Source organism: Kitasatospora sp. NPDC086791, from assembly GCF_040685975.1.
Classification (GTDB): domain Bacteria; phylum Actinomycetota; class Actinomycetes; order Streptomycetales; family Streptomycetaceae; genus Kitasatospora.
In genome coordinates, this window is sequence record NZ_JBFBOC010000008.1 from 95,295 (window position 1) to 118,865 (window position 23,571).

20 protein-coding genes are annotated in these 23,571 nt (G+C 74.3%); 12 read left to right on the top strand and 8 right to left on the bottom strand.

What is annotated here, in order from left to right; all coding sequences use genetic code 11:
- Positions 1–74 precede the first annotated feature (74 nt).
- The gene (locus AB0Q99_RS14180) at positions 75–1,706 is read left to right on the top strand and encodes a protein kinase (protein WP_363571397.1); all 1,632 of its coding nucleotides are present in this window, start codon (positions 75–77) and stop codon (positions 1,704–1,706) included.
- Between the two features lie 189 nt (positions 1,707–1,895).
- Here AB0Q99_RS14180 and AB0Q99_RS14185 read toward each other — a convergent pair whose 3' ends face one another.
- The 4 genes from AB0Q99_RS14185 to AB0Q99_RS14200 all read right to left on the bottom strand — a co-directional run bounded on the left by AB0Q99_RS14185 (position 1,896) and on the right by AB0Q99_RS14200 (position 5,471).
- Entirely contained in the window at positions 1,896–2,417 is a 522-nt protein-coding gene (locus AB0Q99_RS14185) for an ion channel (protein WP_363571399.1), read from the bottom strand.
- A gap of 132 nt (positions 2,418–2,549) precedes the next feature.
- The gene (tatA, locus tag AB0Q99_RS14190) at positions 2,550–2,828 is read right to left on the bottom strand and encodes a Sec-independent protein translocase subunit TatA (RefSeq protein ID WP_363571401.1); all 279 of its coding nucleotides are present in this window, start codon (positions 2,826–2,828) and stop codon (positions 2,550–2,552) included.
- A gap of 233 nt (positions 2,829–3,061) precedes the next feature.
- Positions 3,062–3,631: an isoprenylcysteine carboxylmethyltransferase family protein gene (locus AB0Q99_RS14195; RefSeq protein WP_363571403.1), complete on the bottom strand. Its 570-nt coding sequence runs from the start codon at positions 3,629–3,631 to the stop codon at positions 3,062–3,064.
- A 262-nt stretch (positions 3,632–3,893) separates the two neighbouring features.
- On the bottom strand, positions 3,894–5,471 hold the full coding sequence (locus AB0Q99_RS14200; RefSeq protein ID WP_363571405.1) for an MFS transporter: 1,578 nt from the start codon (positions 5,469–5,471) through the stop codon (positions 3,894–3,896).
- 123 nt (positions 5,472–5,594) lie between these two features.
- Here AB0Q99_RS14200 and AB0Q99_RS14205 point away from each other — a divergent pair, with 123 nt between their 5' ends.
- Positions 5,595–6,179: a TetR/AcrR family transcriptional regulator gene (locus AB0Q99_RS14205; RefSeq protein ID WP_363571407.1), complete on the top strand. Its 585-nt coding sequence runs from the start codon at positions 5,595–5,597 to the stop codon at positions 6,177–6,179.
- A 66-nt stretch (positions 6,180–6,245) separates the two neighbouring features.
- Here the strand turns inward: AB0Q99_RS14205 and AB0Q99_RS14210 are convergent, their stop codons facing one another.
- Positions 6,246–6,563: a cupin gene (locus AB0Q99_RS14210; protein ID WP_363571409.1), complete on the bottom strand. Its 318-nt coding sequence runs from the start codon at positions 6,561–6,563 to the stop codon at positions 6,246–6,248.
- 105 nt (positions 6,564–6,668) lie between these two features.
- Between AB0Q99_RS14210 and AB0Q99_RS14215 the strand changes: the two genes are divergently transcribed.
- Positions 6,669–6,935: a hypothetical protein gene (locus tag AB0Q99_RS14215; protein ID WP_363571411.1), complete on the top strand. Its 267-nt coding sequence runs from the start codon at positions 6,669–6,671 to the stop codon at positions 6,933–6,935.
- Between the two features lie 102 nt (positions 6,936–7,037).
- Here the strand turns inward: AB0Q99_RS14215 and AB0Q99_RS14220 are convergent, their stop codons facing one another.
- Positions 7,038–8,195 (bottom strand): acyl-CoA dehydrogenase family protein, encoded by a 1,158-nt coding sequence (locus tag AB0Q99_RS14220; protein WP_363571413.1) that lies wholly within the window; start codon positions 8,193–8,195, stop codon positions 7,038–7,040.
- Positions 8,196–8,481: 286 nt separating this feature from the next.
- Here AB0Q99_RS14220 and AB0Q99_RS14225 point away from each other — a divergent pair, with 286 nt between their 5' ends.
- The gene (locus AB0Q99_RS14225) at positions 8,482–9,696 is read left to right on the top strand and encodes a TetR family transcriptional regulator (protein ID WP_363571415.1); all 1,215 of its coding nucleotides are present in this window, start codon (positions 8,482–8,484) and stop codon (positions 9,694–9,696) included.
- 89 nt (positions 9,697–9,785) lie between these two features.
- On the opposite strand, the gene AB0Q99_RS14230 is transcribed toward AB0Q99_RS14225, so the two are convergent.
- A complete protein-coding gene (locus AB0Q99_RS14230) occupies positions 9,786–10,109 on the bottom strand; it encodes a hypothetical protein (RefSeq protein ID WP_363571417.1) in 324 nt (107 codons plus the stop codon).
- Positions 10,110–10,345: 236 nt separating this feature from the next.
- Between AB0Q99_RS14230 and AB0Q99_RS14235 the strand changes: the two genes are divergently transcribed.
- The 8 genes from AB0Q99_RS14235 (at position 10,346) to AB0Q99_RS14270 (ending at position 22,428) form a co-directional block, all read left to right on the top strand.
- The gene (locus tag AB0Q99_RS14235) at positions 10,346–12,250 is read left to right on the top strand and encodes an ATP-binding protein (protein WP_363571419.1); all 1,905 of its coding nucleotides are present in this window, start codon (positions 10,346–10,348) and stop codon (positions 12,248–12,250) included.
- Positions 12,251–12,311: 61 nt separating this feature from the next.
- Complete coding sequence (locus AB0Q99_RS14240; RefSeq protein ID WP_363571421.1) at positions 12,312–14,669, top strand: hypothetical protein; 2,358 nt, start codon at positions 12,312–12,314, stop codon at positions 14,667–14,669.
- 207 nt (positions 14,670–14,876) lie between these two features.
- Positions 14,877–15,530 (top strand): VTT domain-containing protein, encoded by a 654-nt coding sequence (locus AB0Q99_RS14245; RefSeq protein WP_363571423.1) that lies wholly within the window; start codon positions 14,877–14,879, stop codon positions 15,528–15,530.
- A 206-nt stretch (positions 15,531–15,736) separates the two neighbouring features.
- Positions 15,737–17,488: a threonine/serine exporter family protein gene (locus AB0Q99_RS14250; RefSeq protein ID WP_363571425.1), complete on the top strand. Its 1,752-nt coding sequence runs from the start codon at positions 15,737–15,739 to the stop codon at positions 17,486–17,488.
- 88 nt (positions 17,489–17,576) lie between these two features.
- On the top strand, positions 17,577–18,656 hold the full coding sequence (locus AB0Q99_RS14255; protein ID WP_363571427.1) for a hypothetical protein: 1,080 nt from the start codon (positions 17,577–17,579) through the stop codon (positions 18,654–18,656).
- Between the two features lie 239 nt (positions 18,657–18,895).
- Positions 18,896–20,179, top strand: coding sequence for a C40 family peptidase (locus AB0Q99_RS14260; RefSeq protein WP_363571429.1), 1,284 nt, complete (start codon positions 18,896–18,898; stop codon positions 20,177–20,179).
- A gap of 406 nt (positions 20,180–20,585) precedes the next feature.
- The gene (locus tag AB0Q99_RS14265) at positions 20,586–21,107 is read left to right on the top strand and encodes a GNAT family N-acetyltransferase (protein ID WP_363571431.1); all 522 of its coding nucleotides are present in this window, start codon (positions 20,586–20,588) and stop codon (positions 21,105–21,107) included.
- 40 nt (positions 21,108–21,147) lie between these two features.
- Complete coding sequence (locus AB0Q99_RS14270) at positions 21,148–22,428, top strand: GNAT family N-acetyltransferase (protein WP_363571433.1); 1,281 nt, start codon at positions 21,148–21,150, stop codon at positions 22,426–22,428.
- A gap of 106 nt (positions 22,429–22,534) precedes the next feature.
- On the opposite strand, the gene AB0Q99_RS14275 is transcribed toward AB0Q99_RS14270, so the two are convergent.
- Positions 22,535–23,335, bottom strand: a complete 801-nt coding sequence (locus AB0Q99_RS14275; protein ID WP_363571435.1) for a TetR family transcriptional regulator — start codon at positions 23,333–23,335, stop codon at positions 22,535–22,537.
- Positions 23,336–23,571: the final 236 nt, after the last annotated feature.

Consider the following 23,571-nt stretch of genomic DNA (forward strand, 5'->3'; position numbering starts at 1 on the left):
GGCCGTACGGCTATCGTGCACAGGTGCACGAGGCGGTCCGGGACCCCGGGCAGGGCACGTGAGGGGAGCTCCAGGTGATCGGACGGGCGCTGAACGGGCGTTACGAACTCGTCGAGATGCTCGGCGTCGGCGGCATGGCCACCGTCTGGCGCGGCGTGGACCACGTGCTGGGCCGTCAGGTGGCCGTGAAGGTCCTCAACGGCGGTCTCGCCGACGACCCCCGCTTCGCCGAGCGCTTCAGCCGCGAGGCGCAGCACGCGGCGATGCTGGTGCACCCGAGGATCGTCATGGTCTTCGACTCGGGCGTGGACCAGGGCACCCCGTTCATCGTCATGGAGCTGGTCAACGGCCGTTCGCTGGCGGCCGTGCTGGCGCAGCAGCCCGCCCTGCCGGTGGAACGGGCGGTCGGCATCGCGGCGGCGGTCTGCGAGGCGCTGGCGGTCGCGCACGCGGCCGGGCTGGTGCACCGGGACATCAAGCCCGGGAACATCATGATCACCGACGACGGCGGGGTGAAGGTCGTCGACTTCGGCATCGCCCGGGCCGGTTCCTCCAGCAACCTGACGCAGACCGCCAGCGTGCTCGGTACGGCCGCCTACCTCTCGCCCGAGCAGGCCACCGCCTCGGCGCTGGACGGACGGACCGACCTGTACGCGGTCGGCTGCGTGCTCACCGAGATGCTCACCGGCGCGACCCCGTTCACCGCCGAGACCCCGGTGGCGATCGCCTTCAAGCACGTCAGCGAGCAGCCCCTGCCGCCGTCCGCGCGGCGCCCCGGCCTGCCGCCCGCCCTGGACGCGGTGGTGCTGCGCCTGCTCGCCAAGGACCCGGCCGCCCGCCCGGCCGACGCCTCCGCCGCCCGGGCCGAACTGCTCGGCACGGTACCGGGGTTGGTCGTGGGCGATCCGACCGCCGAGCTCCTCGCGACCACCGCGGCCGCCACCCAGGTGCTCCCGCCGGTCGCGCCCGGCGCGTCGCCGTACCCCGGTGCGTCGCCGCATCCTGCCGCATCGGCGCACCCCGCAGGGGCGCCGCACCCCGGCGGACAGCCGTCGCACCCCGACCAGCAGCACACCACCCTGCTGCCGCCCCAGCCCCCGGCCGCCACCTCGGTGATGGCGCCGATCGCGGTCGCGCCCCCGGCTCCCGCGCCCGCTCCGGCCCGCGGCAGCCGCCGCAAGCCCCTGGTGCTCGGCGCGCTGGGCGTGGCGGCCCTGGCCGGCGTCACCGCCCTGGCCCTCACCGCCTTCGACGAGCCGGCGGGCAACGCGGCGGCCGCCAAGCCGGGCGCGGTCTCCACCTCGGCCGCGAAGCCCACCACCGCCCCGCCGTCCACCGCGACCGTCCCCTCCGCGTCCCCCTCCTCGGCCACCCCGTCGGCGGCCCCGCTGCCCACCCAGGGCGTCCCGCGCAACCAGCCGGCGGCGTTGCAGATCCAGTCCTTCCGCCAGGCCGTGGCCCAGACCCAGGTCGGCAAGGACCGGGACCACCAGTTGGAGCTGCTGAGGATCCTCGACGCCGCCTCCGCCCGCCTCAACGAGGGCGATCCGGACGCCGCCGCGCAGGAGCTCAAGGGCGCCCAGAAGGTGATCAAGGACCTGGGCAGGAGGCGGGCCGTCGACGCGCCCACCTACGCCAACTGGAACGCCCGCCTCTCGGCCCTGTTCGCCACCCTGCACACCGCCGCGGACCTCCAGGACGACTGACGCCCGCCGCTGACACCCACCGCTGACGCTGCGCCAGAATGGGCCCGTGCCGACGATCGGCTCCCTGGTCCTCGGTGAGGGCGACCGCTGCCGCGTCATCGGCACGTCCAAGGGATGACACAGGGTTGTCCACACCCTGTGGACAACCCTGTGCGCCACGCCCGGCCTCGGTCCCGCCTCGGTCGGGCCTCAGCCCGGCTTGTGGATCCGCCGCTCCACGTTGCTGCGGACCGCCCGGGACGCCGCCCCGGCGGCGGCCGCCAGGAACACGAAGTTGTAGAGGATCTGCAGGACCACGATGAGCCGCGCCGTCTGCCCGGCCGGCGTGATGTCCCCGTACCCCACCGTCGCCATCGTCACGACCGTGAAGTACAGCGCGTCCAGCCGTGTCTCCAGCCCGGCGAACTCCGCCTTGTGGGCACCCATCACGTAGTACGTGGCCGAGAAGATGGTCGCCGCCAGTCCGATCAGGAACACCAGCCAGACCACCGGCCGCTTCGCCGTCCCCCGGAGCACCCCGACGATCTTGGCCAGCATCAGCCAGGTCAGCCCGCCCAGTGCCGCCACGAAGGCCGTCCAGCTCATGACCGGATGGCGGTCGCCGAGCCATCCGAGGGGCAGCGTGAAGTACCCGGCCATCAGCAGCGTGAATGCCAGCAACAGCCAGCACCAGGCCCTGACGTCGGCGGGCGGTGGCGAGTTCTCGGACATCTCGCCAAGCCTGTGCCGACGGGACTCCGGGCGCCCGTCCGCCTGCGCCGTCCGGACGAATCGGGCCCGGCCCCGGAACGACGGAAAGCCCCCGGTGGGTTCACCAGGGGCTTTCCGGAGGAGAGGGGAGACTCAGGCGGTCTCGGGCCGCTTCGTCTCGGTCGCCTTGGTCACGTTGGTCGGCGTGACGGCCGGGCGGTCCGCGCTCTGCTGGGGAGCGGCGGTGCTCTGCGCGGTGCCGGCGTCCGCCGGGGTCTCGTCCTCGCGCATGGCCTTGGTCTCGGCCTTCAGGATGCGCATCGACTTGCCCAGGCCTCGGGCCATCTCGGGCAGCTTCTTCGAACCGAACAGCAGGATGACGACCGCCAGCACCACGAAGATGTGCCAGGGCTCAAGACCGTTCCGCAGCATCCCTGGCCACCGGTCCCTTCTTGTCTAGAGTCATGGCGGGCTAGCGCCCGTGCTGGCCAGTATGCCTGGCCCTCACGGCGAACGGATACACCGGCCGGGAAACGCTGGCCGAAAACCAGGTGCCGTTCGAGCGGATCGCGAGACCGGGGACGGCTGCCGGGGCCGGTGCCGGAGCCGGGGCCGGGGACGGCTGCCTGGTGGCGGCGCCCGGCCCTCGGTCCGTCCCGGTGCGATCAGTAGACGAACGGCACGAGTCGCTTCGACATCCGGCGGTAGTCCGCGTACGCGGCCCCGAGCGAGTCCAGCAGCAGCCGCTCCTCGGCGGCGATCCGCCAGCCGTACGCGGCGAACAGCAGCGCCGCGACCACCAGGGCGGCCGCCCAGCTGCCGGTGCCGGCGGCGTAGCCGATCCAGACCAGCAGGCTGCCGGCGTAGCCGGGGTGGCGGATCAGCCGGTACGGGCCGGTGCGGACGACGTGCTGGGTGTCCACGGTGCGCAGGGTCCGGGTGTAGTACGCGCCCAGGGTGCGCATGCCCCAGGCCCGCAGCGCGAGCCCGGCGGCGACCACCGCGACGCCGAACCAGCCTGCCCAGCCGGGCAGCCGGCCGATCGAGCCGCGGTCGAACACCACCACGACCAGCGCCGACGCCAGGTAGCAGCCGAGCAGCAGCCGGGTCGAGCCGCGGTCCCGGCGGTCCGCGCGCCAGGTACCGGCGGCGGCGTCCTCGCGTCTGCGCAGCAGCAGCTCGTAGGCGACCCAGCACAGGACACCGAGGAGGGAGAGGAGGGCGGACAGGGACATGTGGCGGCTCCCAGCGGTCGGAGGGACCCCTCCACGGTCCTCCCGCCGGGCGGCCGGAACACGCACCCGCGGGTGGAGCTGCCGCCGTCCACCCGCGGGTGGACGATCACGTCGCCCGCCGGGACCGCTCGTGGCCGCGACCGCCCCCGGGTCGCCCGGGCGCAAGGGCCCCTGGCCGGGACCGCCCGGCCCGGGAACGGCGGAGAGCCCCCGCCAGTGGGCGGGGGCTCTCGACGACTCGCGCGGATCGGGCCGGGGCCGGTCAGACGGTGACGGCCTCGGGCTCGGCGGCCGGGGCGGCGGCCGGGAGGTGGCGCAGCAGGCGGTAGGCCAGCAGCGCGGCGCCGAGGGCGAGCACCCCGCCGACGCCGGCGGCGACGTGCAGGCCGTCGGTGAAGGCGGTGCGGGTGGTCTCCAGCAGGTCGGCGCCGAGCCGGCCGGGCAGGTGGGCGGCGACGGTGACCGCGCCGCCGAGGGTGTCCTGGGCGGTCCGGGCGGCTTCGCCGTCGACGCCCGCCGGGAGGGCGCCGTCCAGCCGGTGGTGGTAGACCGCCGCGCCGGCCGCGCCGAGCAGGGCGATGCCGAGCGAGCTGCCGAGCTCGACGGCGGTCTCCGAAGTGGCGGAGGCGGCGCCGGCCTGCTCGACCGGGGCGGCCGAGACGACCATCTCGGCGGTCATCGTCATGGTGCCGACGGTGCCGGCGGCCAGCACGCCCGCCGCGGTGAGGACGAGCGCCAGCGGGGAGTGCGCGCCGACCTGCGTCATCAGCGCGAAGCCCGTCGCACCGATCAGGAACCCGCCGCCCATCAGCACCGCCGGGCGGACCTTGCCGGCCAGCGCCGAGCCGATCCCGACCGCCGCGCCGACGCCCACGCTCGGCACCAGCGACCAGAGCGAGGCGGTCAGCGGGCTCATGCCCTTGACCAGTTGCAGGTACTGCGAGGTGAAGAGGGCGAAGCCCATCATCGCGAACATCGCGATCGTGTTGACGCTGATGGCGCCGCTGAAGGTGCGGATCCGGAACAGGCTCAGATCGATCAGCGGGTGCGCGGCGGTGCGCTGGCGCCACACGAAGGCGGCGGCGAGCAGCAGGCCGGCCGGGACGGCGGCCGCGGGGAGCGGGCTCCAGCCCTCGACGGCGACGGTCTTGACGCCGTAGACGAGCGGCAGGATCGCGGCCAGCGAGAGCACGGCGCCGAGCAGGTCGAAGCGGCCGATGGAGGTCCCCCCGGCCGAAGGCCGGGGGAGGGCCGGGGAGCGGTACTCGGGGAGCAGGACGGGCGCGGTCAGCAGCACCAGGGCCATCACCGGAACGGCGGGCAGGAAGGCCGCGCCCCACCAGTAGTGGTCGAGCAGCAGGCCGCCGGCGACCGGCCCGAGGGTGGCCCCGGCGGTGAGGATGCCGCCCCAGGCGCCGAGGGCGATCTGCCGCTGCTTGGGGTCGTGGAACATGGTGCGGATCAGCGCGAGGGTGGAGGGCATCACGGTGGCCCCGGCGGTGCCGAGCAGGGCCCGGGCCGCGATCAGCTGGTCCGCGTCGTGCGACCAGGCGGCCAGCAGCGAGGCGCCGATGAAGCCGGCGGCGCCGATCATCAGCAGCCGGCGGCGGCCGATCCGGTCGCCCAGCGCGCCCATCGTGATGAGCAGCCCGGCCAGCAGGAACGAGTACATGTCCATGATCCACAGCTGCTGGGTGCCGCTGGGCGCCAGCGTGGTGGAGATGAACGGGACGGCGAAGAAGAGCACGCCCATGTCCATGGAGAGGACGAGGGTCGGGAGCAGGAGGACGGCCAGGCCGATCCATTCACGACGGCCCGCGCGGCCGGTGGTTGCGGTCATGGGGACGACAGTACGGACGTGTCAGACGCTTGTCTAGTACGTTTGTGTAAATCGAACGTGCAAGACTTACGTGCAAGACGATCGTGCAAGACATCTGTGCAGTCCTTCCGTAGGATCAAGGCCATGGGAAACCGCGAAGACCTGATGGCCGGCGCCAAGCGCTGCCTGTACGAGAAGGGCTACGGGCGCACCACCGCCCGCGACATCGCAAGCTCCTCCGGTGTCAGCCTGGCCGCGATCGGCTACCACTTCGGCTCGAAGGACGCGCTGCTCAACGCGGCGATGATCGAGGCGATCGGGGAGATGGGTGCCGCCCTGGGTGAGGTCGTGATCGTCGCCAACCAGGTGTCGGACGATCCGGAGAAGCGCTTCGCCGCCGTCTGGGACGGCCTCCGGGACGTCTTCGTCGAGCACCGCGGTCTCTGGGCGGCCCAGTTCGAGGCGCTCGCCCAGGTCGAGCACGCCCCCGAACTGGCGGAGGCCTTCGCGGGGGCGCAGAAGGACGGCCGACTGGGGCTCGCCGCGCTGTTCCAGGGGCTGCCCGAGGTGGTGGACGACGAGGAGCAGATCGCCCGCGGCGCCTTCTACCAGACCCTGCTGGCCGGCTACGCCGCCCAGTGGCTGGCCGCGCCCGAACTCGCGCCCAGCGGGCAGGAGTTCCTGCGCGGGCTGCGGCTGGTCAGCGGCAGCGTGCTCAACCCCGGCTGAACGGGCGTGCTCGACCCCGCCTGAACGGCCGTGCTCAACCCCGCCTGCACGGCCCCCGGGGCGCCGTCAGGGCGTGACGGCGGTCAGCAGCACCACCGAGTCGACGTGCGCCAGCAGCCCGTGCCGTTCCTGCGGGACGGGCTCCAGCCGGCCGGTCGGCAGCTCCAGCCGCCGGCCGGCGATGGTCAGCGAGACCCGGCCGCGGAGCACCTGGACGCTTCCGGCGGTGGGCGGGTTGTGCTCGTCCAGCGCCGTCCCGGCGGTCAGCGCGATCACGGTCTGCCGCAGGACGCCGTCGTGCAGCACCAGATGGGCGCTGCGCCCGTGCGGGCTCTCGGCCGCGAGGGCGGCGTGCTCCACGGCGAGCTGTTCGAGATCGGGCATCGCGCGTCCTCCTGGCCTTTGCTGCCAGGGTCGCGGACGGACCCGGGTCGCGCACCCGGAGGCGTTCGACGTGCAGCCCGCGCCGACTGCGCTCATCGTGGAGACATGGCGACCAACGAGAGTTTGTTCAGCGGATTCCAGGTCAACCGCTCGCTGCTGGCCGGTGGCGTGGTGCTCACCGGCATCGGTGCGGCACTCGGTGCGGCCGGGACGGTGATGATGTGCGCGGCACTGGCCACGGCCGGCCGCAACTGGGTACGGGGGATGGACGCCCCACCGAGTGTGATCGCCCACCGGGCGCTGCACGGGGCGAAGGCGGCGTCCACCGCGGGCTGGGAGGCCTGGCGCGCCGAGCAGACCTCGCCCAACTGACCGCACCCCGGAAGGCGCAGTGGGCCGCCACGGAAGTGCGGCCCGCCGCTCCCTCGGGCCCGGACGCGGCCCGGACCTGGCCCGGACGGGACCCGAACGGACCTACAGCCCGAGCGACTTCGCGATGATGCTCCGCATGACCTCGCTGGTGCCGCCGTAGATCCGGAACACCCGGTTGTCGGTGTAGAGCCGGGCGATCGGGTACTCCAGGATGTAGCCGTAACCACCGTGCAGCTGGAGGCACTTGTCGATCACGGTGGAGGCCGACTCGGTGCAGAACAGCTTCGCCGCGGCCGCGTCGGCCACGGTCAGCTCGCCGTTCTGGTACAGCTCCAGAGCGCGGTCCACCATCGACTGCTGGGCCACCACCTGGGCCTCGCAGTCGGCCAGGGTGAACTTGGTGTTCTGGAACTCGGCCACGGCCTTGCCGAACACCTTGCGGTCCTTGACGTACTGCACCGCGAACCGCACCGCCGCCGCGGCCGCCGCGTAGGCGCCGACGGCGATGGCCAGCCGCTCCTGCACCAGGTTGTGGGTCAGGTAGGAGAAGGCCATGCCCTCCTCGCCGAGCAGGTTCTCCACCGGCACCCTGACGTCGCTGAACGCCAGCTCGGCGGTGTCCGAGGTGCGCAGGCCGATCTTCTGCAGCTTGCGGCCGACGGTGTAGCCCGCGGAGTCGGTGTCCACGCAGAGGATGGACAGGCCGGCCCGGCGGTTCTCCGGGTCGTACGGGGCGGTGCGGCAGACCACCAGGACCAGGTCGGCCAGCACGCCGCCGGTGATGAAGGTCTTGGCGCCGTTCAGGACGTAGTGGGTGCCGTCCTCGGAGAGCCGCGCGGTGGTGGTGATGCCCGCGAGGTCGGAGCCGGCGCCCGGTTCGGTCATCGCGATCGCGGTCATGATGTCGCCGGAGACGAAGCCGGGCAGCCAGCGCCGCTTCTGCTCCTCGTTCGCGTACTCCAGCAGGTACGGCAGCACCAGCCCGGTGTGCACCCCGGAGGAACCGAAGCTCACGCCCGCCCGGGCGGTCTCCTCGGCGATCACCGCCTGGTACTTGAAACCGCTCTCGCCAGCGCCGCCGTACTCCTCGGGCACCTCGATGCCGTAGACGCCGAGCGCGCCGAGCTGCCGGTAGAAGTCGCGCGGCGGGTGGCCCTCGGCCTCCCAGCTCTCGTAGACCGGGACGACCTCGTTGGCGACGAAGTCCCGGATGGTCTCCCGGAAGGCCTCGTGGTCCTCGGTGAACACGGTGCGGCGCACGGCGGCGCTCCCTTCGACGGTGCCGGCCGGAGCTGCCGGCCGGGCGGAACGTGCCAGGTGATGGCCTCACAAGTTAATCCCGGGTAGCTTCGGCTGTCCAGCGTCGGCAGGCTTGGCGGACACGGCCGGCGGGGGTGTCAAGTGAATCCTTGCTAGCCTTCGGTCGAGGTCCGGCCGAGGCCTGGTCGGGACCGGGCGAGCGCTCGGTCGGGGTCCGGTCGGCGCTCGGTCGGGGTACTCGGCCGAGGTTCGGCCGGTGTCCGGTCGGTCGGGAGGGAGGCGCGCCATGGTGGTCCGACGGCCGCCCGGGCGGCGTGCCCAGATCCTCGCCGTGGCCGCCGACCGCTTCCACCGCAGCGGCTACCACCAGGTCTCGATGACCGAGGTCGCCGCCGGGGTCGGCATCACCGCGCCCGCGCTCTACCGGCACTTCCGGGGCAAGCCCGAACTGCTCGACCGCGCCCTCCGGTTGGGCCTGGACGACCTCGCCGCCGGACTGCGCGCGGCCGGTACCACCGAGGAGGTCGGCGCCGCGCTGGCCGCCGTCGCGGTCGGCCACCGTCCGCTCGGCACCCTGGTGCAGCGCGACGCCCGGCTGCTGCCGCCGGCCCGGCGGGCCGCGCTGCGCCGCGAACTGCGCGCGGACGTCGCGCTGATGGCCGCCGTGCTGGGTGCCGAGCGCTCCGAACTCTCCCAGAGGGACGCCGAGTTGCTCTGCTGGTCGGCGCTCTCGGCCTGCGCCGGGCTGTCCTACCAGTCGGCCGCGCCGCAGCCCCGCCGCGCGGAGGCGCTGCTGCGCGAGCTGGTGTCGGCCGTCCTCGCGGTCCCGCTGGACGGCACGGACCTCGGCCCCGGCCCCGGGCCCGCGGCCGGACCGGCGCCGGGAACCGGGTCGGTGCGGGAACCCGGGGCGGTGCCGGAGCCCGGGCCGGCGCGGGAACCCGGGCCGCTCACGCGCCGGGAGGAACTGCTCGCGGCCGCCGTCCGGCTGTTCCACCAGCGCGGTTTCGACAACGTCAGCACCGACCGGATCGGCGCCGCCGTCGGCATCTCCGGCCCCAGCGTGTACCGGCACTTCGACAGCAAGGCCCACCTGCTCGCCGCCTCGCTGGTGCGCGGCCGCGAGCGGCTCCGCCACGAGGTGGACGGCGCGATCGCGGCGGCCGACGGGCCCGGGGCGGCGCTGACGGCCGGGCTCGGCGCGTACGTCCGGTTCGCCCTGGGCAACGGCGACTACCTGGGCGCGATGCTCAGCGAGACGGAGCGGCTCCCCCCGGCCGACCGGCGGGCCGCGGTGGACTTCCGGCGGGACTTCCTGCGCACCTGGGTCGGTCTGCTGCGGCAGGTGCGCCCGGAGTACGACGCGGCGGCCGCCCGGATCCGGGTGCACGCGCTGTTCGCGCTGGTCAACGACGGCGTGCGGAACCGCCCGCACAGCGCCCGGCCGGACCTCGGGGACTGCCTGCTGCGGCTCGGCCGGGCGGTGCTGGGCCTGTCCTGAGGCGCGGGTCCTCGGACGCGGCGCGGGCCGGGCGCCCGCCCCGTGGTGACGGGACGGGCACCCGGCCCGGAGGAACGGCCCGGGAGCGCCTAGTAGAGGACGTGCGGGTAGTACACCCGGGCGTCGACGTTTCCGTTGCCCTGCAGGGCGCCGATGTTCCCGCCGTTGCCGGCCACGGCGAGGCCGTTGTTCTGGTTGCTCCCGCCCGAACCGGTGGCCGTCTGCTGGGTGTTGACCACGCTGCCGGTGACGTTGCCGATGATGTTGCCGGACCCGGTGTTGCCGACGACGCTGCCGTTGGAGTGGTCGACCGCGACGGCGCCGTTGTCGGCGTGCGCGGTGGCGGCGCCGAAGCCGACCAGGAGGAACGCCCCGAGGGCGGTGACGGCGGCGGCTGCGCGAATACGGGACACGCTGGTCTCCCTGACTGGAAATGCGAATGGTGGCGCTCGCCGGAGTGGCCGCTCCGAAGCGCCGTGGCCTGACGTCGCCCGCCCAGCATTGACCAGCGGTGCGGGCGAATCCACCGAACGGGTGGCAATTCCCCCGATGGTGGCGATCGGGTCAATTGCGAGTTGACCGCAATCCGTCATTCCGGCAAGAGGAAAGAAATGGTGGGCGGATTGTCGCACTGGCACACTGGGGACCCATGTCTGAAGGTGTCCCGCCCGAGCCCACTCCCGCCGAGGAACTGCGGACGACCGAGGTCGATCTCGGCGGCCTGGTGAACGTCCTCGCCACCCACCTCTACTCCACCCCCCTGGTGGCCCTGCGCGAACTGGTCCAGAACGCGCACGACTCGCACACCCGCCGGCTCCTGGAGGACCCGGAGGGCGAGCACCGCCCGCTGATCCGGGTGCGCGCCGACGCCGCCCGGCGCACCGTCGCGATCGAGGACACCGGAGCCGGACTCACCGAGCCGGAGATCCACTCCTACCTCGCCACCGTCGGCACCGGCTACACCCGCATGCTGCGCGAACTGACCGGCAACCAGGAGCTGATCGGCGCCTTCGGACTGGGCTTCCTGTCCGCCTTCTCGATCGCCGACGAGGTCACCGTCACCACCACCTCGCACCGCGAGCCGACGCTCGGCCACCGCTACCGCAGCCGCGGCGGCGAGCAGTACCGGGTCGAGCCGGTGGCCGCCGGGCCGCGCCCGGGCACCGTGGTCGAGCTGGCGCTCAAGGCCGAGCACGCCCAGCTCGCCGACGAGGACGCCCTGCGCGAAATCCTCGGCCGCTACTGCGTGTTGCTCCCGATCCCGGTCTACGTCGGTGCGGACGAGCAGCCGGTCAACTCCGTCGAGGTGCCCTGGCGCCAGGCGGTGGCGGGCGACCAGTACGCCGCCCGGATGCGCTTCGCCGGCGCCTTCGGCCGCCGCTTCGAGCCGCTCACCGCCTTCCCGGTCCACCCGGTCGACGGCGCGACCGACGCGGTCGGCCTGCTCTGGGTCCAGGACGGCGGCACCTACGGCAGCAGCGACAACCGCGACCTCGCCGTCTACCTGCGCGGCATGCTGCTCGCCGAGGACGCCCGCGAACTGCTGCCCGGCTGGGCCGGGTTCATCGGCGGCGTGGTCGAGTCCAGTCGGCTCACCCCCACCGCCAGCCGCGAGGACCTCCAGCGCGACGAGCACTACCGCGCGCTGCAGAAGGCCCTCACCGACGCCATCGTGGACGGCCTCTACGAGACGGCCCGGCTGCGGCCCGCCGCCTGGCGCCGGATCCTCGCCCGGCACGGCCAGGACCTGCTCGGCGCCGCGCTCTGCGACGAGCGGCTGTTCACCCTGCTCGCCGACGACGTCCCGGTGCCCACTTCGCAGGGCGACCTCACCGCCGGGGCGCTGCGCGCGGCCGGCGGCGGAGCGGTGCACGTCGCGCTCGGCAGCGGCGGCGGCTTCGAGGAGATGCTGTACCGGGCGATGCGGGTGCCGATCGCGCGCGGCGACCGCTACGCCGTGCTGCCCTTCCTGCGCCGCTACGCCCAGCTGCGCGGCTGCCGACTGGTCGAGCTGGGCAGCGAGCAGGGCAACCGCGAGCTGTTCCGCGACCCGGAGCGGCCGCTGCCCGAGGGGGAGGCGGCCTGGCTGGCCGGCGCCCTCGCCGACCCGGGCGAGCAGCTCGTCCCGGCCCGCTTCGACCCGCCGGGCCTGCCGCTGGTGCTGGTCCCGGACCGCGAGGCCGAGCTGAAGGCCCGGATCGAGGACGACCAGGCGGACGCCCGGATCCCGTCCGCCGCACTGCGGCTGGCCCGCGCCTTCACCGCCCGTACCGACGGCGAGGTCAGGGCCCGGCTCTACCTCAACCTGGCCTGCCCGGCGGTTCAGGACCTGCTCGCCGCCTACCGCACCGGGCACACCGGCAGCGCCACCGCGGCCGGTCTGCTCCGCTCGCTCAAGGTGATCATGGCCGCGGCCTCGTCCGGTCCCGCCGAGGGCGACCTCACCGCCGCGCTGACCGGTGTCGGCACCGCGGTCTCCGCCCTGACCGCCGCCGTCCCGGCCGGCCTGCCGGACGTCCCGGACAGCCCCGGCGCGCTCTCGGAGGGAGCGTGACGGACGCATTGTCAGTGGTCCGCGGTAGACAACTCATCAGCACGACGCAGGGGGAACGAGCATGACCACCGACATCTGGTCCTGGGTGCGGGACACCCACCAGCAGCTGGCCGAGGCCGGCCACCACCGGCTGGCCGACGCCATCGTCGAGCTGCCCGAGCACGCCACCGAGGGCCGCAACGACCAGCTGGACGCGCTCTACCCGGAGGCGCTGGCCGCCGCGCGGTCGCTCGGCCTGCCCTGGGTCGAGGTCTACCTGCGGCACTGGCGGATGCAGAACCTGCTGAACAAGCGCCAGCAGGGCGAGGCGGTCATGCCCGAGGCGATCGACCTGCTGGACTTCGCCCACCGGGAGGAGACCGCCGGCTGCCCGCAGTCCGTCTGCGTGGTGCAGGACTTCGCGATCTGTCACGCCCGGGTCGACGGGCCCGGCTACGTGGCCGAGCGGCTCGACGTGGTCGGCGAGACGCTCGCCCGGATCGAGCCCGGCCGCGCGTGCTACGACTGCCTCTCCCGCGAGTACTCCGACGCCCTGGAGGACGACGGCCGGGCGGCCGAGGCGCTCGACCACCTGGACACCGCCGCCAACCGGATGCTGGCGGCCGGTCAGCGGATCTCGCTCCGCTTCCACCAGGCCCGGGCCGGCACCCTGCACCTGTTGGGCCGGTACGAGGAGGTGCTGGAGCTGCTGGACACCGCCGAGCGGGCCGAGCAGGCGCAGGGGCACCGGCTGGACGAGCGCGACCAGCGCTGGGGCGCCATGCTGCGGGCCCGCGCGCTCGCCGCGCTCGGCCGGACGGAGGAGGCGCTCGCCCTGCTCCCCGACCGTGCCGAGGCCGAGCTGCACGCCGACCTGCGGCCCGCCTGGACGCAGACGGTCGAGCTGCTGGTCGCGGCCGGCGCGTGGGAGAACGACGCCGAGCTGGGCGCCGTGCTGGCCGGCTGGGCCGGCTACCTGGACACCGCCGGGGCGCACCGCCCGTGCGTGGACCTGCTGCTGGCCGCGGGTCGGCTCGCCCTCGCCCGCGGCGCCCGCACGGTGGCGCTGACCCTCGCCGCGACGGGGGAGCGTAAGCTCACCCGGTTGCGTCGCACCGACGGCGTGTCGGAGGAGGTCGCGGCCCTGCGCGCGGCCGCCGAGGCACTGCCGGAGCCCGAGCTGCCCGTCCCGCCGGGCGAGCTGACGGCGTACCTGGCCGAGGTCGAGGTGCCCTTCGAGACCGGCGCCGACCTGCTCTCCGTCGCCCTGGACCGGTACCGGGGTGAGCAGGCCGGCGCCACCGGGCCGACGGTGCTCCTGGCCACCGTGCTGGGCGGCCTCGGCCACGCCCGGGCCGCGGCCGACCTGCTGTGGCAGCGGCTGGAGGCCGATCCGGCGGACCGCGAGCTGACCGGCACGCTCGGCGAGATGCTGATCGACGCCCGGGACGCCGACGGCGTGCGCCGCCTGGCCGACCGGCTGGCCGGCGCGGCGCCCGCCGACGCGCACTGGATGCGCGCCCGCTGGGCCGCCGCCGAGAGCCGCTGGGCCGAGGTGCTGGAGCAGTGCGAGGCGATCCTCGCGCTGGACGACGCGGTGCTCAACACCCGTCGCCTGGCCGCCCGCGCCGCCACCGAGCTGGGTGACCACGCCACCGCGCAGCGGTTCCACCAGGAGGTGCTGGAGCGCGCGCTGCCCGCCGGGGAGATACCGGAGGAGGAGGGGCACCGGGCGGTCCAGGAGCCCGACCTCTGGCACCTGATCACCGCGGCCAGCGCCAACCGGGACTGGGCCGTGGTCCGCTCCACCGGCGCGCTGCTGGGCATCGAGTTCGACGAGCCGGACGGCCCGGTGGACGAGGAGTGGCAGCTGGTCACCGTCCGGGCCACCCGCACCAACGGCTCGACCGCGGACCTGCCCGCCGTCCGGACCGGACCGGCCACCGCACGCATCCTGCCGGTGCTCGGCGAGGACCTGACGCTCAACCACGGTGACGTGGTGGTCTTCGCCCCGGCGCTGCTGGAGCGCCCGCCGGCCGAGGACGCTCCCGAGGAGGAGCGGCGCCGCTGGCGCCCGGCGTTCGAACTGCTCACCCTGCTCGACCCGGCGGGGTACACCACCTACTGGATCGACGGCGGCTGGCCCGGCGACGAACCGTGGGGCACCCTGCGCGAGCGGCTGCAGGAGGCCGGCTACGCGGTCTGGGCGTACAGCGGGGAGCAGTACCGGATCACCGACCCGGCGGACGACGACGGGACGCTGCCCGGGATCTACGCGGCGGTCGGGGTGCCGCCGACCGCCTCGGCCGCCGAGGCCGACGCGCTGCTGCACCGGCTGACCGGCGACTGGCCGCACCCGCTCGCCTGGCCGGCGCTGGCCGAGGCGGCCGGCGTGGACGTCGCCCGGCACGAGGAGATCGTGGAGCGCTACGGCCTCTGACGGCCGCCGACGATCACCGGCGGCTGCGAACCGGCGGCTGCCGACCGCACCGGCCCCGGTCGGCGCCCGCCCCGGTCGGTACCGGCGCGTGCCGGCCGGGGCCGGGGTCGAGGCGCCCCGGCCGGGAACCTTTCGGGCCGGGGGCGAGTCTTTGTCAATGCTTTACCTTTTCATTGCCAAGACTCGACCTCCCGGAGTGCCCGCACCGTGACCAGCCTCGCCCTCGGCCCGTCCTGGCTCGATCCGACCACCCTGATCTCCACCTTCGGTCTGCTCGGCATCCTGGCCATCGTGTTCGCCGAGTCCGGCCTGCTGATCGGCTTCTTCCTGCCCGGCGACTCGCTGCTGTTCACCACCGGTCTGCTGGTGGCCGGCGGCAGCTACCTGCACCAGCCGCTCTGGCTGGTCTGCGCGCTGATCGTGGCCGCGGCGGTGGCGGGCGACCAGGTCGGCTACCTCTTCGGCCGCAAGGTCGGGCCGAGCCTGTTCCGCCGGCCCGACTCCCGGGTCTTCAAGCAGGAGAACGTCGAGAAGGCCGCCGCCTTCTTCGAACGGCACGGGCCCAAGGCGATCGTGCTGGCCCGCTTCGTGCCGATCGTGCGCACCTTCACGCCGATCGTCGCCGGGGTGAGCAGGATGAACTACCGCGGCTTCGTGCTGTTCAACCTGGTCGGCGGCGTGCTGTGGGGCGGCGGGGTCACGGTGCTCGGCTACTTCCTGGGGCGGATCCCGTTCGTCCGGGACAACATCGAGGCGATCCTGGTCGGCATCGTGCTGGTGTCGGCGGTCCCGGTGGTGGTCGAACTGCTGCGGGCCCGCCGGTCCGGCGGGGACCGCACCGTCCGCCACCCCGCCGGGTAGGCGCCCGCCGCCCAGGCCGCGGGACGTCACGTACATGTGCGTCCGGCTGTTCGATCAGGCAAGGTGTAACCCGAGATCGAGCGGTGGCCGGCGGCCACCAGGGGCGGCAAGGAGCGGAAGTGCCTAAGCGGGGCCGACCGGGTGCGGGCAAGCGGGCGAGGGGAGGCCGGGCGGTCCGCCGGACACCGCAGACACCCCCGACGCCGGTGCACCCCGCCGAGGCCCCGCCCACCGAGGGCCTGCTCGGCCACCCCGCCCCGCCCGTCGAGCCCACGGTCGTCATCCCGCTCGCCCCGCCCGTCCCGGAGACCAGGGGCCTGCTGGCGCCCGAGCCCGAGCCGCCGGCCGAGTCCGAGCCGCTGCCCGAGCCCGGGCCGCACCCCGAGCTCGCCGTCCAGGCCCGCCCCCGGCCCGCCCGCCCGGCCCGCCGCCGCTCGACCGCCGAGGACACCCTGACCCCGGAGGAGTGGCGGGCGGCCGGCTACACCCCGCCGACCGGCATCCCGATCACCGACCTGACCGCCGGCGCCCCCGGCGAGGCGCCCTGGCCGGACCGGATGCGCACGCTGCTGCGCACCCCGATGTCCGAGCGCCCGGCCTTCGAGCGGACCGCCCGCGAGCTGCACCCCTCCGCCGGCACCGCCCGCAACGTCCCCCGCATCCTCGACCTGACCCTGCGCATCGGCGAGCTGCTGCTGGCCAGCGGCGAGGCCGCCGAGGACGTCGAGGCGGCGATGCTCGGCATCGCGCACGCCTACCGGCTGGACCGCTGCGAGCCGCAGGTGACCTTCACCCTGATCGGCATCTCGCACCAGCCCTCGCTGGTCGAGCCGCCGGTCACCGCCGACCGCGTGGTGCGCCGCCGCACCTCCGACTACACCCGGCTGAACGCGGTGTACGAGCTGGTCGCGGACATCACCGCGGAGAAGGTGACGGTCAACGACGCCTACCGCCGGCTCGCCCTGATCCGCCGCAACCGGCACCCGTACCCGGCCTGGGTGCTCGCGCTGACCACCGGTCTGCTGGCCGGCGCGGCGACCTTCCTGGTCGGCGGCCGGATCGACGACAAGGCCTGGCTGGTCTTCGCCAGCGCCTTCATCGCGGCCGTCCTCGGCGACCGGCTGGCCTCCGCGCTGGCCCGGCGCCGGCTGCCCGAGTTCTACCAGTTCGTGGCGGCGGCGATGCCGGCCGCCGCGTCCGGGATCATCCTGTCCTTCAACGACTGGGGCCTGCGCGGCTCGGTCGTGATCACCGGCGGCCTGTTCGCCCTGCTGCCCGGGCGCGCCCTGGTGGCCGCCGTCCAGGACGGGCTGACCGGCTTCTACATCACCGCCGCGGCCCGGCTGCTGGAGGTGATCTACCTGGTCGCGGGCATCGTGATAGGCGTCATGGTGATCCTCTACCTGGGCGTCGGCTTCGAGGCGAAGCTGCGGCCGGACGAGAGCCTGGTGGGGATCAGCACCCCGCCGGTCCAGCTGCTCGCCGCGATGCTGCTGACCCTGGCCTTCGCGACCCTGCTGCAGACCGACCGCCGCTCGCTCGCCCTGGTCACGGCCAACAGCGGCATCGGCTGGGCCAGCTACGGCGCGCTGGTCTACAACGCGGGCGTCAACCCGATCGCGGCGACCGGGGTGGCGGCCGGCCTGGTCGGCCTCTTCGGCCAGCTGATGGCGCGCTACCGCAACGACTCGGCGCTGCCGTACGTGACCGCCGCGATCGGCCCGCTGATGCCGGGTTCGGCGCTCTACCTCGGGATGCTCGCCTTCGCCCAGGGGCACTCCAGCGCCGGCCTGGTGTCGGTGTTCCGGGCGGCGGCGATCGCGATGGCGCTGGCGGTCGGGGTGAACCTCGGCGGGGAGATCGCCCGGCTGTTCCTCAAACTGCCGGTCGGCGCCGAGCTCCCCTCGCTGTACCCGGCGATGCCGCGCCGGGCGGCCAAGCGCACCCGAGGGTTCTGACCGCGCGTTGACCCGTGTTGGCGGCCCGTTGGGCCCCGGGCCACGTGACGGCAGGCAGGACGCAGGACCAGGAACGAAGGTAAGACGCATGACCACACTGCTGGACGGCTACCGCGAGCACATCGTCAACGCCCACAAGCAACCGCTGTTCCTGCTGCTGGTCGGCTTCATCACGTCCTTCGTCTGCATCCGGTTCAGCGTCCGGATGATCCGCGCCCAGGTGCGCTGGTGGCCCGGCAACGTGACCCCCGGCGGCCTGCACATCCACCACATGGTGTTCGGTCTGGGCTTCCTGCTGCTCGGCGGCATCGGGGTGTTCGCCACCTACGGCGGGCAGCCGTGGATGAACCTGTTCGGGCTGGCCTTCGGCATCGGCTGCGGCCTGGTGCTGGACGAGTTCGCGCTGATCCTGCACCTGGACGACGTGTACTGGGGCGAGCAGGGCCGCAAGTCGGTGGACGCGGTGATCTTCGGGATCCTGTTCACCGCACTGCTCCTGATCGGGTACGTGCCGTTCGCCGCGCTGCCCGGCGAGAACACCCGCTGGGGTCTGATCACGGTCATCTCGGTGAACGCGCTGGCCTCGGTGATCACCCTGCTCAAGGGCAAGGTGTGGACCGGGCTGCTCGGGATCATGGTCCCCGGTCTGTCCTGGATCGGCGCGATCCGGCTGGCCCGGCCGAGCAGCCCCTGGGCCCGCTGGCGGTACACCACGCGCCCCCGGCGCCGGGCGCGCGCACTGCGGCGCGAGCGCCTGCTGCACCGGCGTGCGGACCGGGCCCGCACCTGGCTCTTCGACCTGATCGCCGGTGCCCCCGACAAGGTGCCCGTCAACCACCCCGCCGCCCACCGGGTCGCCGAGCGGATGTCCGCCCGGGCGACCGCCCACCTCGACGCGCACGCCGCCCGGGCGCTGGCCCGCCGTCAGGCCCGGCTGGCCGACCGCCGTTCGGCGGCCGCCGCCGGGGCGACGGCCAGGCCCCCGGCCGCGGAGGGCCCGGTGTTCGGGGCCGCGGCCGGACCGGGCCGCTCCCACCGGGCCCAGCAGCGCCGCCGTACCGTCCGGGCGGGGCGCAGCCGGACCTACGCCGTCGGCCCGACCGGGCTGGAGCGCCGGCCCGAGCGCCACCCCAGGCTGCGGACGCACACCCACCGGATCCACCGGTAGTCCGTAGGCCCGCTGCGTCCCACCGGAGTTGAGTCCTAGTCGGATCATCCGATGGTCACCCGACCGGCGGAGCGCTTTCCGGTTGTGTGGGCCTCCGGAATTGAGACCATGGGCGTCATGTGACCGTTCTGTCACGTGATGGGATGATCCGCCGGATTCCCCGCCTGGCCACCGCTCGCCCGGGTGCGCCGCGCGCCGTCCGCCGCCGTCCCCTCCGGACCCGTGAGAAGGGATGCCGCATGGCGCGCCGGCTCCTGCCGACCCTCCTGCTGTCGCTCACCGCCCTGCTCGGGCTGCTTCCCGCCGCCCAGGCCGCCTCGGCGGTCGGCGAACCGGTGGCCGGCCGGGCCGGGGGCGAGGAACCGTACCCGAGCACCGAGGAGATCGACCGCGCCCGGGCCGAGGCCGAGCGGAAGGCCTCCTCGGCCGTCGCCCTGGAGGCCGCGCTCACCGCCGCCCGGACCGAGCTCGACCGGGCCGGGCGCGGCGCCGAACAGGCCGTCGAGGCCTACAACGGTGCCCAGCTCGCCCTCACCCGGGCCCGCGCCGAGGAGAGCGCAGCCGTGCGGCACGCCGCCGCCGCCGAGGCCGAGCGGTCGGCCGCCGCCGAGGACGCGGCCCGGCTCGCCGCCGAGACGTACCGCCAGGGCGCGGGCGCCGAACTGTCCGCGCTCAACGCGCTGCTCGGTGCCCACGGCCCGCGCGAGGCGGGCGACCGCGCCGTCGCGATCGGCCAGGTCAGCGGGCGCACCCGGCAGATCCTGGACGCCGCCACCTCCACGGCCGCCGCCGCCCGGAGCGCCTCCGCCGCCGCCCGCACCGCCACCGGGGCCGCCGAGCGGGCCGCCGCCGAGGTCGGCGCGGCCAGGGCGCGGGCCGAGCAGCGACTGGCCGCCCAGCAGGGCGAGGTGGCCGCCGCCACCCGGCACCGGGAGCAGCTGCTCACCGAGCTGGCCGCCGCCCGGAACACCACCGTCGAGCTGGAGCGCAAGCGCCGCGAGGCCCTGGAGGCGATCGCCGCCCAGGAGGCCGAGGCCGCCGCCCGCGCCGCCGCCGAGCGGGCCGCCCGGGAGGCCGAGGCCGCCGAAGCCGCGGCGGCCGCCGCCAGGGCCTCCGCCGCACCGCCCGCCGTGCCGGCCGCGGTGCGCCCGTGGTCCGCCGAGGGCGCGGCCGCCGCGGTGGCCTTCGCCAAGTCCAAGATCGGCCTGCCCTACGTCTGGGGCGGCGAGGGCCCGGCCGGCTACGACTGCTCGGGGCTGACCATGATGGCCTGGCGCGAGGGCGGCCGACAGCTCAACCACTTCGCCGCCGACCAGTACGCCCAGAGCTCCCGGATCGGCTACCGCGAGCTGCGCCCCGGGGACCTGGTGTTCTGGACGGACACCGGTCGCGCCGCCGACATCTACCACGTCGGGCTCTACATCGGCGACGACCAGATGATCGAGGCCCCGCGCGCGGGCATGCCGATCAAGCAGGCCAGCCTCTGGATCATGGGCACCCCGGACTTCTACGCCCGGCCGTGAGCCCCGGGCCCCCACCCCGGTTCATCGTCCGGGCCCGGCTACCGCTCGGACCGGGCCTCGGCCAGGCTGGAGCGTCCGGAGCCAGCCGGCCAGGACCGGCAGCCCGGTGGCGATCCGGACGCCGCGCCCCACCACTCCTGGTTCCGGCGCGCCCTGTCGTCCTGCTCCGCGAGCAGCTCCGCGACTCCCATGTCGTTCCCCCGTCGTCCATCGGATCCGTCCGCAGGCCACCGGTCGAGCCGGGCGCCGAACTCCCCGTGGCGGGTGCGTGGGCCGGTTCCGGCCCGCGCGCTCCTCCGGCCTGCGGAGGCGGTTGCCGTCCACGAGGGCGGCGGTACGGGCACCCCCGGGCCGATGTCGGTGGTCGGCGGTAGCGTGGCCGCCCGGACCGTTCTGAGGAGGCGTCATGCTGCTGCGCGATGTTCGTGAGGGGGACGTCGGGGCGTACGTGCGGATGCGCTGCGACCCGGTGATGATGGCCGAGTTGGGCGGGCCGCTGCCCCGGGAGCGGGTGGAGGCCCGGCTGCGCAAGGACGTGGTCGAGGTGGCGGCGGACCGCTGCTGGGTCAAGGTGATCGTCCCGGACGGCACCGAGGACGGCGAGGTCGCGGGCACGGTCACCCTCTGGTCGGACGAGGAGGACGGCCGGACGGTCTCCGAGATCGGCTGGATGGTGCTGCCCGAGTACCAGGGCCGCGGGCTCGCCAAGGCGGCCGTCCGCCGGGTGCTGGACGCCGCCGCCGCGGACGGCCGCTGGGGCGAGGTGCACGCCAACCCGGGGGTCGGCAACGGCCCGTCCAACGGGATCTGCCGGGCGCTCGGCTTCCGGCTGGTCGGCGAGCGGAGCCTGGGCTTCGCGGGCCGTGTCCTGCGTACCAACCACTGGGTGGTGGTGCCGGGGGAGCACGTCGGGTCGGGCACGGAATAAATCGGGTGCCCCGGCCGGGGCACCGCCGTACCGTGGCCCCATGGGCAACAGCAACGATCACACGGCCGTCGACACCGTGAACGGGCTCCTGGTGCGGGCGATTTCCGAGGACGAGGTGGCGGCCTGGGACCGCGCGCTGACCCTCGGCTTCATGCGCCCGCACGTGAGCAGCGCGGCGGACGTGCGCCGTCGGCAGTGGGAGCCGGGCCGGCTGCTGGCCGGCTTCGACGGCGACCGCCAGATCGCCACCTTCCGCAGCTACGACGCGGAGCTGACCGTCCCCGGCGGGGCCGTCATCACGGCCGACGCCGTCACCCACGTCACGGTCAGCGCCACCCACCGCCGCCGCGGCCTGCTCAGCACGATGATGCGCCGGGACCTGGCGGCCGCCGCCGCGCGCGGGACGTCGGTCGCCATCCTGATCGCCGCCGAGTACAACATCTACGGCCGCTTCGGCTTCGGCCCGGCCACCCGGAACGCCGGCTGGCGCGTCGACCTGCGCCGCACCCGGGGCCTGCGCGAGGGCCTGCCGGGCGTCCCCGGCGGCCGGATCGACTTCGTGACCATGGCGGAGCTGCGCGAGCTCGGGCCCGGCCTGCACGAGCGCTGGCGGCGCACCCAGCCGGGCGCGATCGACCGCAGTGAGCTGTGGTGGCAGCGCACCAGCGGTGAGGTCCAGGTGCCGGGCTTCGACTTCAAGGAGCCGTTCGCGGCCGTCCACCGGGACGCCGACGGGGTGGTCACCGGTCTGGTGGTCTACCGGATCGACGACAAGTGGGACGGCGCCTACCCCGACTGCACGCTCACCGTCGAGGAGTTCACCGCCCTCGACCTGCCGACCACGGTCGAGCTCTGGCGCTTCCTGCTGTCCGTCGACTGGGTGGCCAGGATCGCGGTGGGCAACGCCTCCCCGGACGACCCGCTGCCGCTGCTGCTCCAGGACCGGCGCGCGGCCACCCCGCACGAGGAGAACTCCGACTTCACCTGGCTCCGGGTGCTGGACGTCGAGGCCGCCTTCGGCGCGCGGACGTACGGCGCTCCCGGCCGGGTGGTGCTGGAGGTGGACGACAAGCTCGGCTTCGCGTCCGGCCGTTGGGCGCTGGAGGTCGCGCCGGACGGCACCGGCCGCTGCACCCGCAGCACGGACGACGCCGACCTCGCCCTCGGCGCCTCGGAGTTGGGCTCGCTCTACCTCGGCGCGGAGACGGTCCCGAGGCTGGCCGCGGCCGCGCTGGTCACCGAACTGCGCCCGGGTGCGGCGGCCGCCGCGGACCTGCTGCTGCGCACCCCGCTGCAGGCCTGGAACCCGGACGGGTTCTGAGCCGACCGGATCCGCACGGACGACCCGGCGCGGGCCGGCCCCACCTCGGGGCCGGCCCGCGCCGGGTCGGAGCGCGTTCCGCCGGGCGCCGCTTCTACCGCTTCCGCTACTTCACCGCGGTCTTGCCGATGGTCGGCAGGATGAAGTCCTGGATGAGGCCCTTGGCGTCGCGGACGATCGGCCGGAACACCCGGTACCGCGAGAGGTTGATCACCCGGGCCGCCATGGGGGTGGACCGGTGGACGAATTCCCGGGTCCGCTCGGTGTCCTCGGTCCGGTCGAAGACCCAGTAGAGGACCACGATCATGAGGTACAGCCAGAGCACGTCGGGCAGGAGCTCGACCAGTTCGGCGTCCAGCTTGGGCGCCAGCTCCGAACCCTGCAGGACCTCGCGGAACAGTTCGACCGCCGTCGCCCGGGCCGGGTGGGACTCGTTGGAGAACGGGCTCAGCGAGCTGGTCGGGTCGGCGGCGGTGCGGAAGAACTGGGCGGCGAACTCGTGGTACGGGGCGGCCGTGTCGAGCCAGGAGGTCAGCGCCATTTCCAGTCGCTCGGCGAAATCCCGCGTACCGGCCATGCGGCTCCTGGCGTCCGCCGCATGGTCGTACGTCATCCGGTCGTAGAACCCTTGGATCAAGAATTCCTTCGCCGAGAAGTAGTAGTAGGCGTTTCCGACCGAGACGCCCGCCTCGGTGGCGATCGCGCGCATGGTGGTCTTCTCGTAGCCCCGCTCCTGGAACAGCCGCATGGCCGTCTCCAGGATCAGGGCCCGGGTCGCCTCACTCTTGTCGGTCTTCGGCTGCGCCCGGCCGCCGGGCAGGGGCCCGCCCTCCGCTCCGGGCGCAGCCGAATCCTCGGCCGTGCCGTTCTCGTCGTCCGTGCGGTTCGTCGCTGCCAGGTCGTCCACGGGAACGAGCCTAGCCGGAGACGAGGTTCCAGCCGGTGTCGGTGTTCGTGGCACCGGATGTCCCCTCCACACCCGGTGCCACGCACACCACCCCCCGTGATTCGAACGCGTTCAAAACATTGGCAGAACTGTAGGCGCTTCGGTTGAACATGTTCAACTCCATCTCTGTGGGAGGCTGGTCGGATGATCAGTTCAGGGCAGACCGTCATTCGGCGCGGTGGCGCGCAGGACGCGGA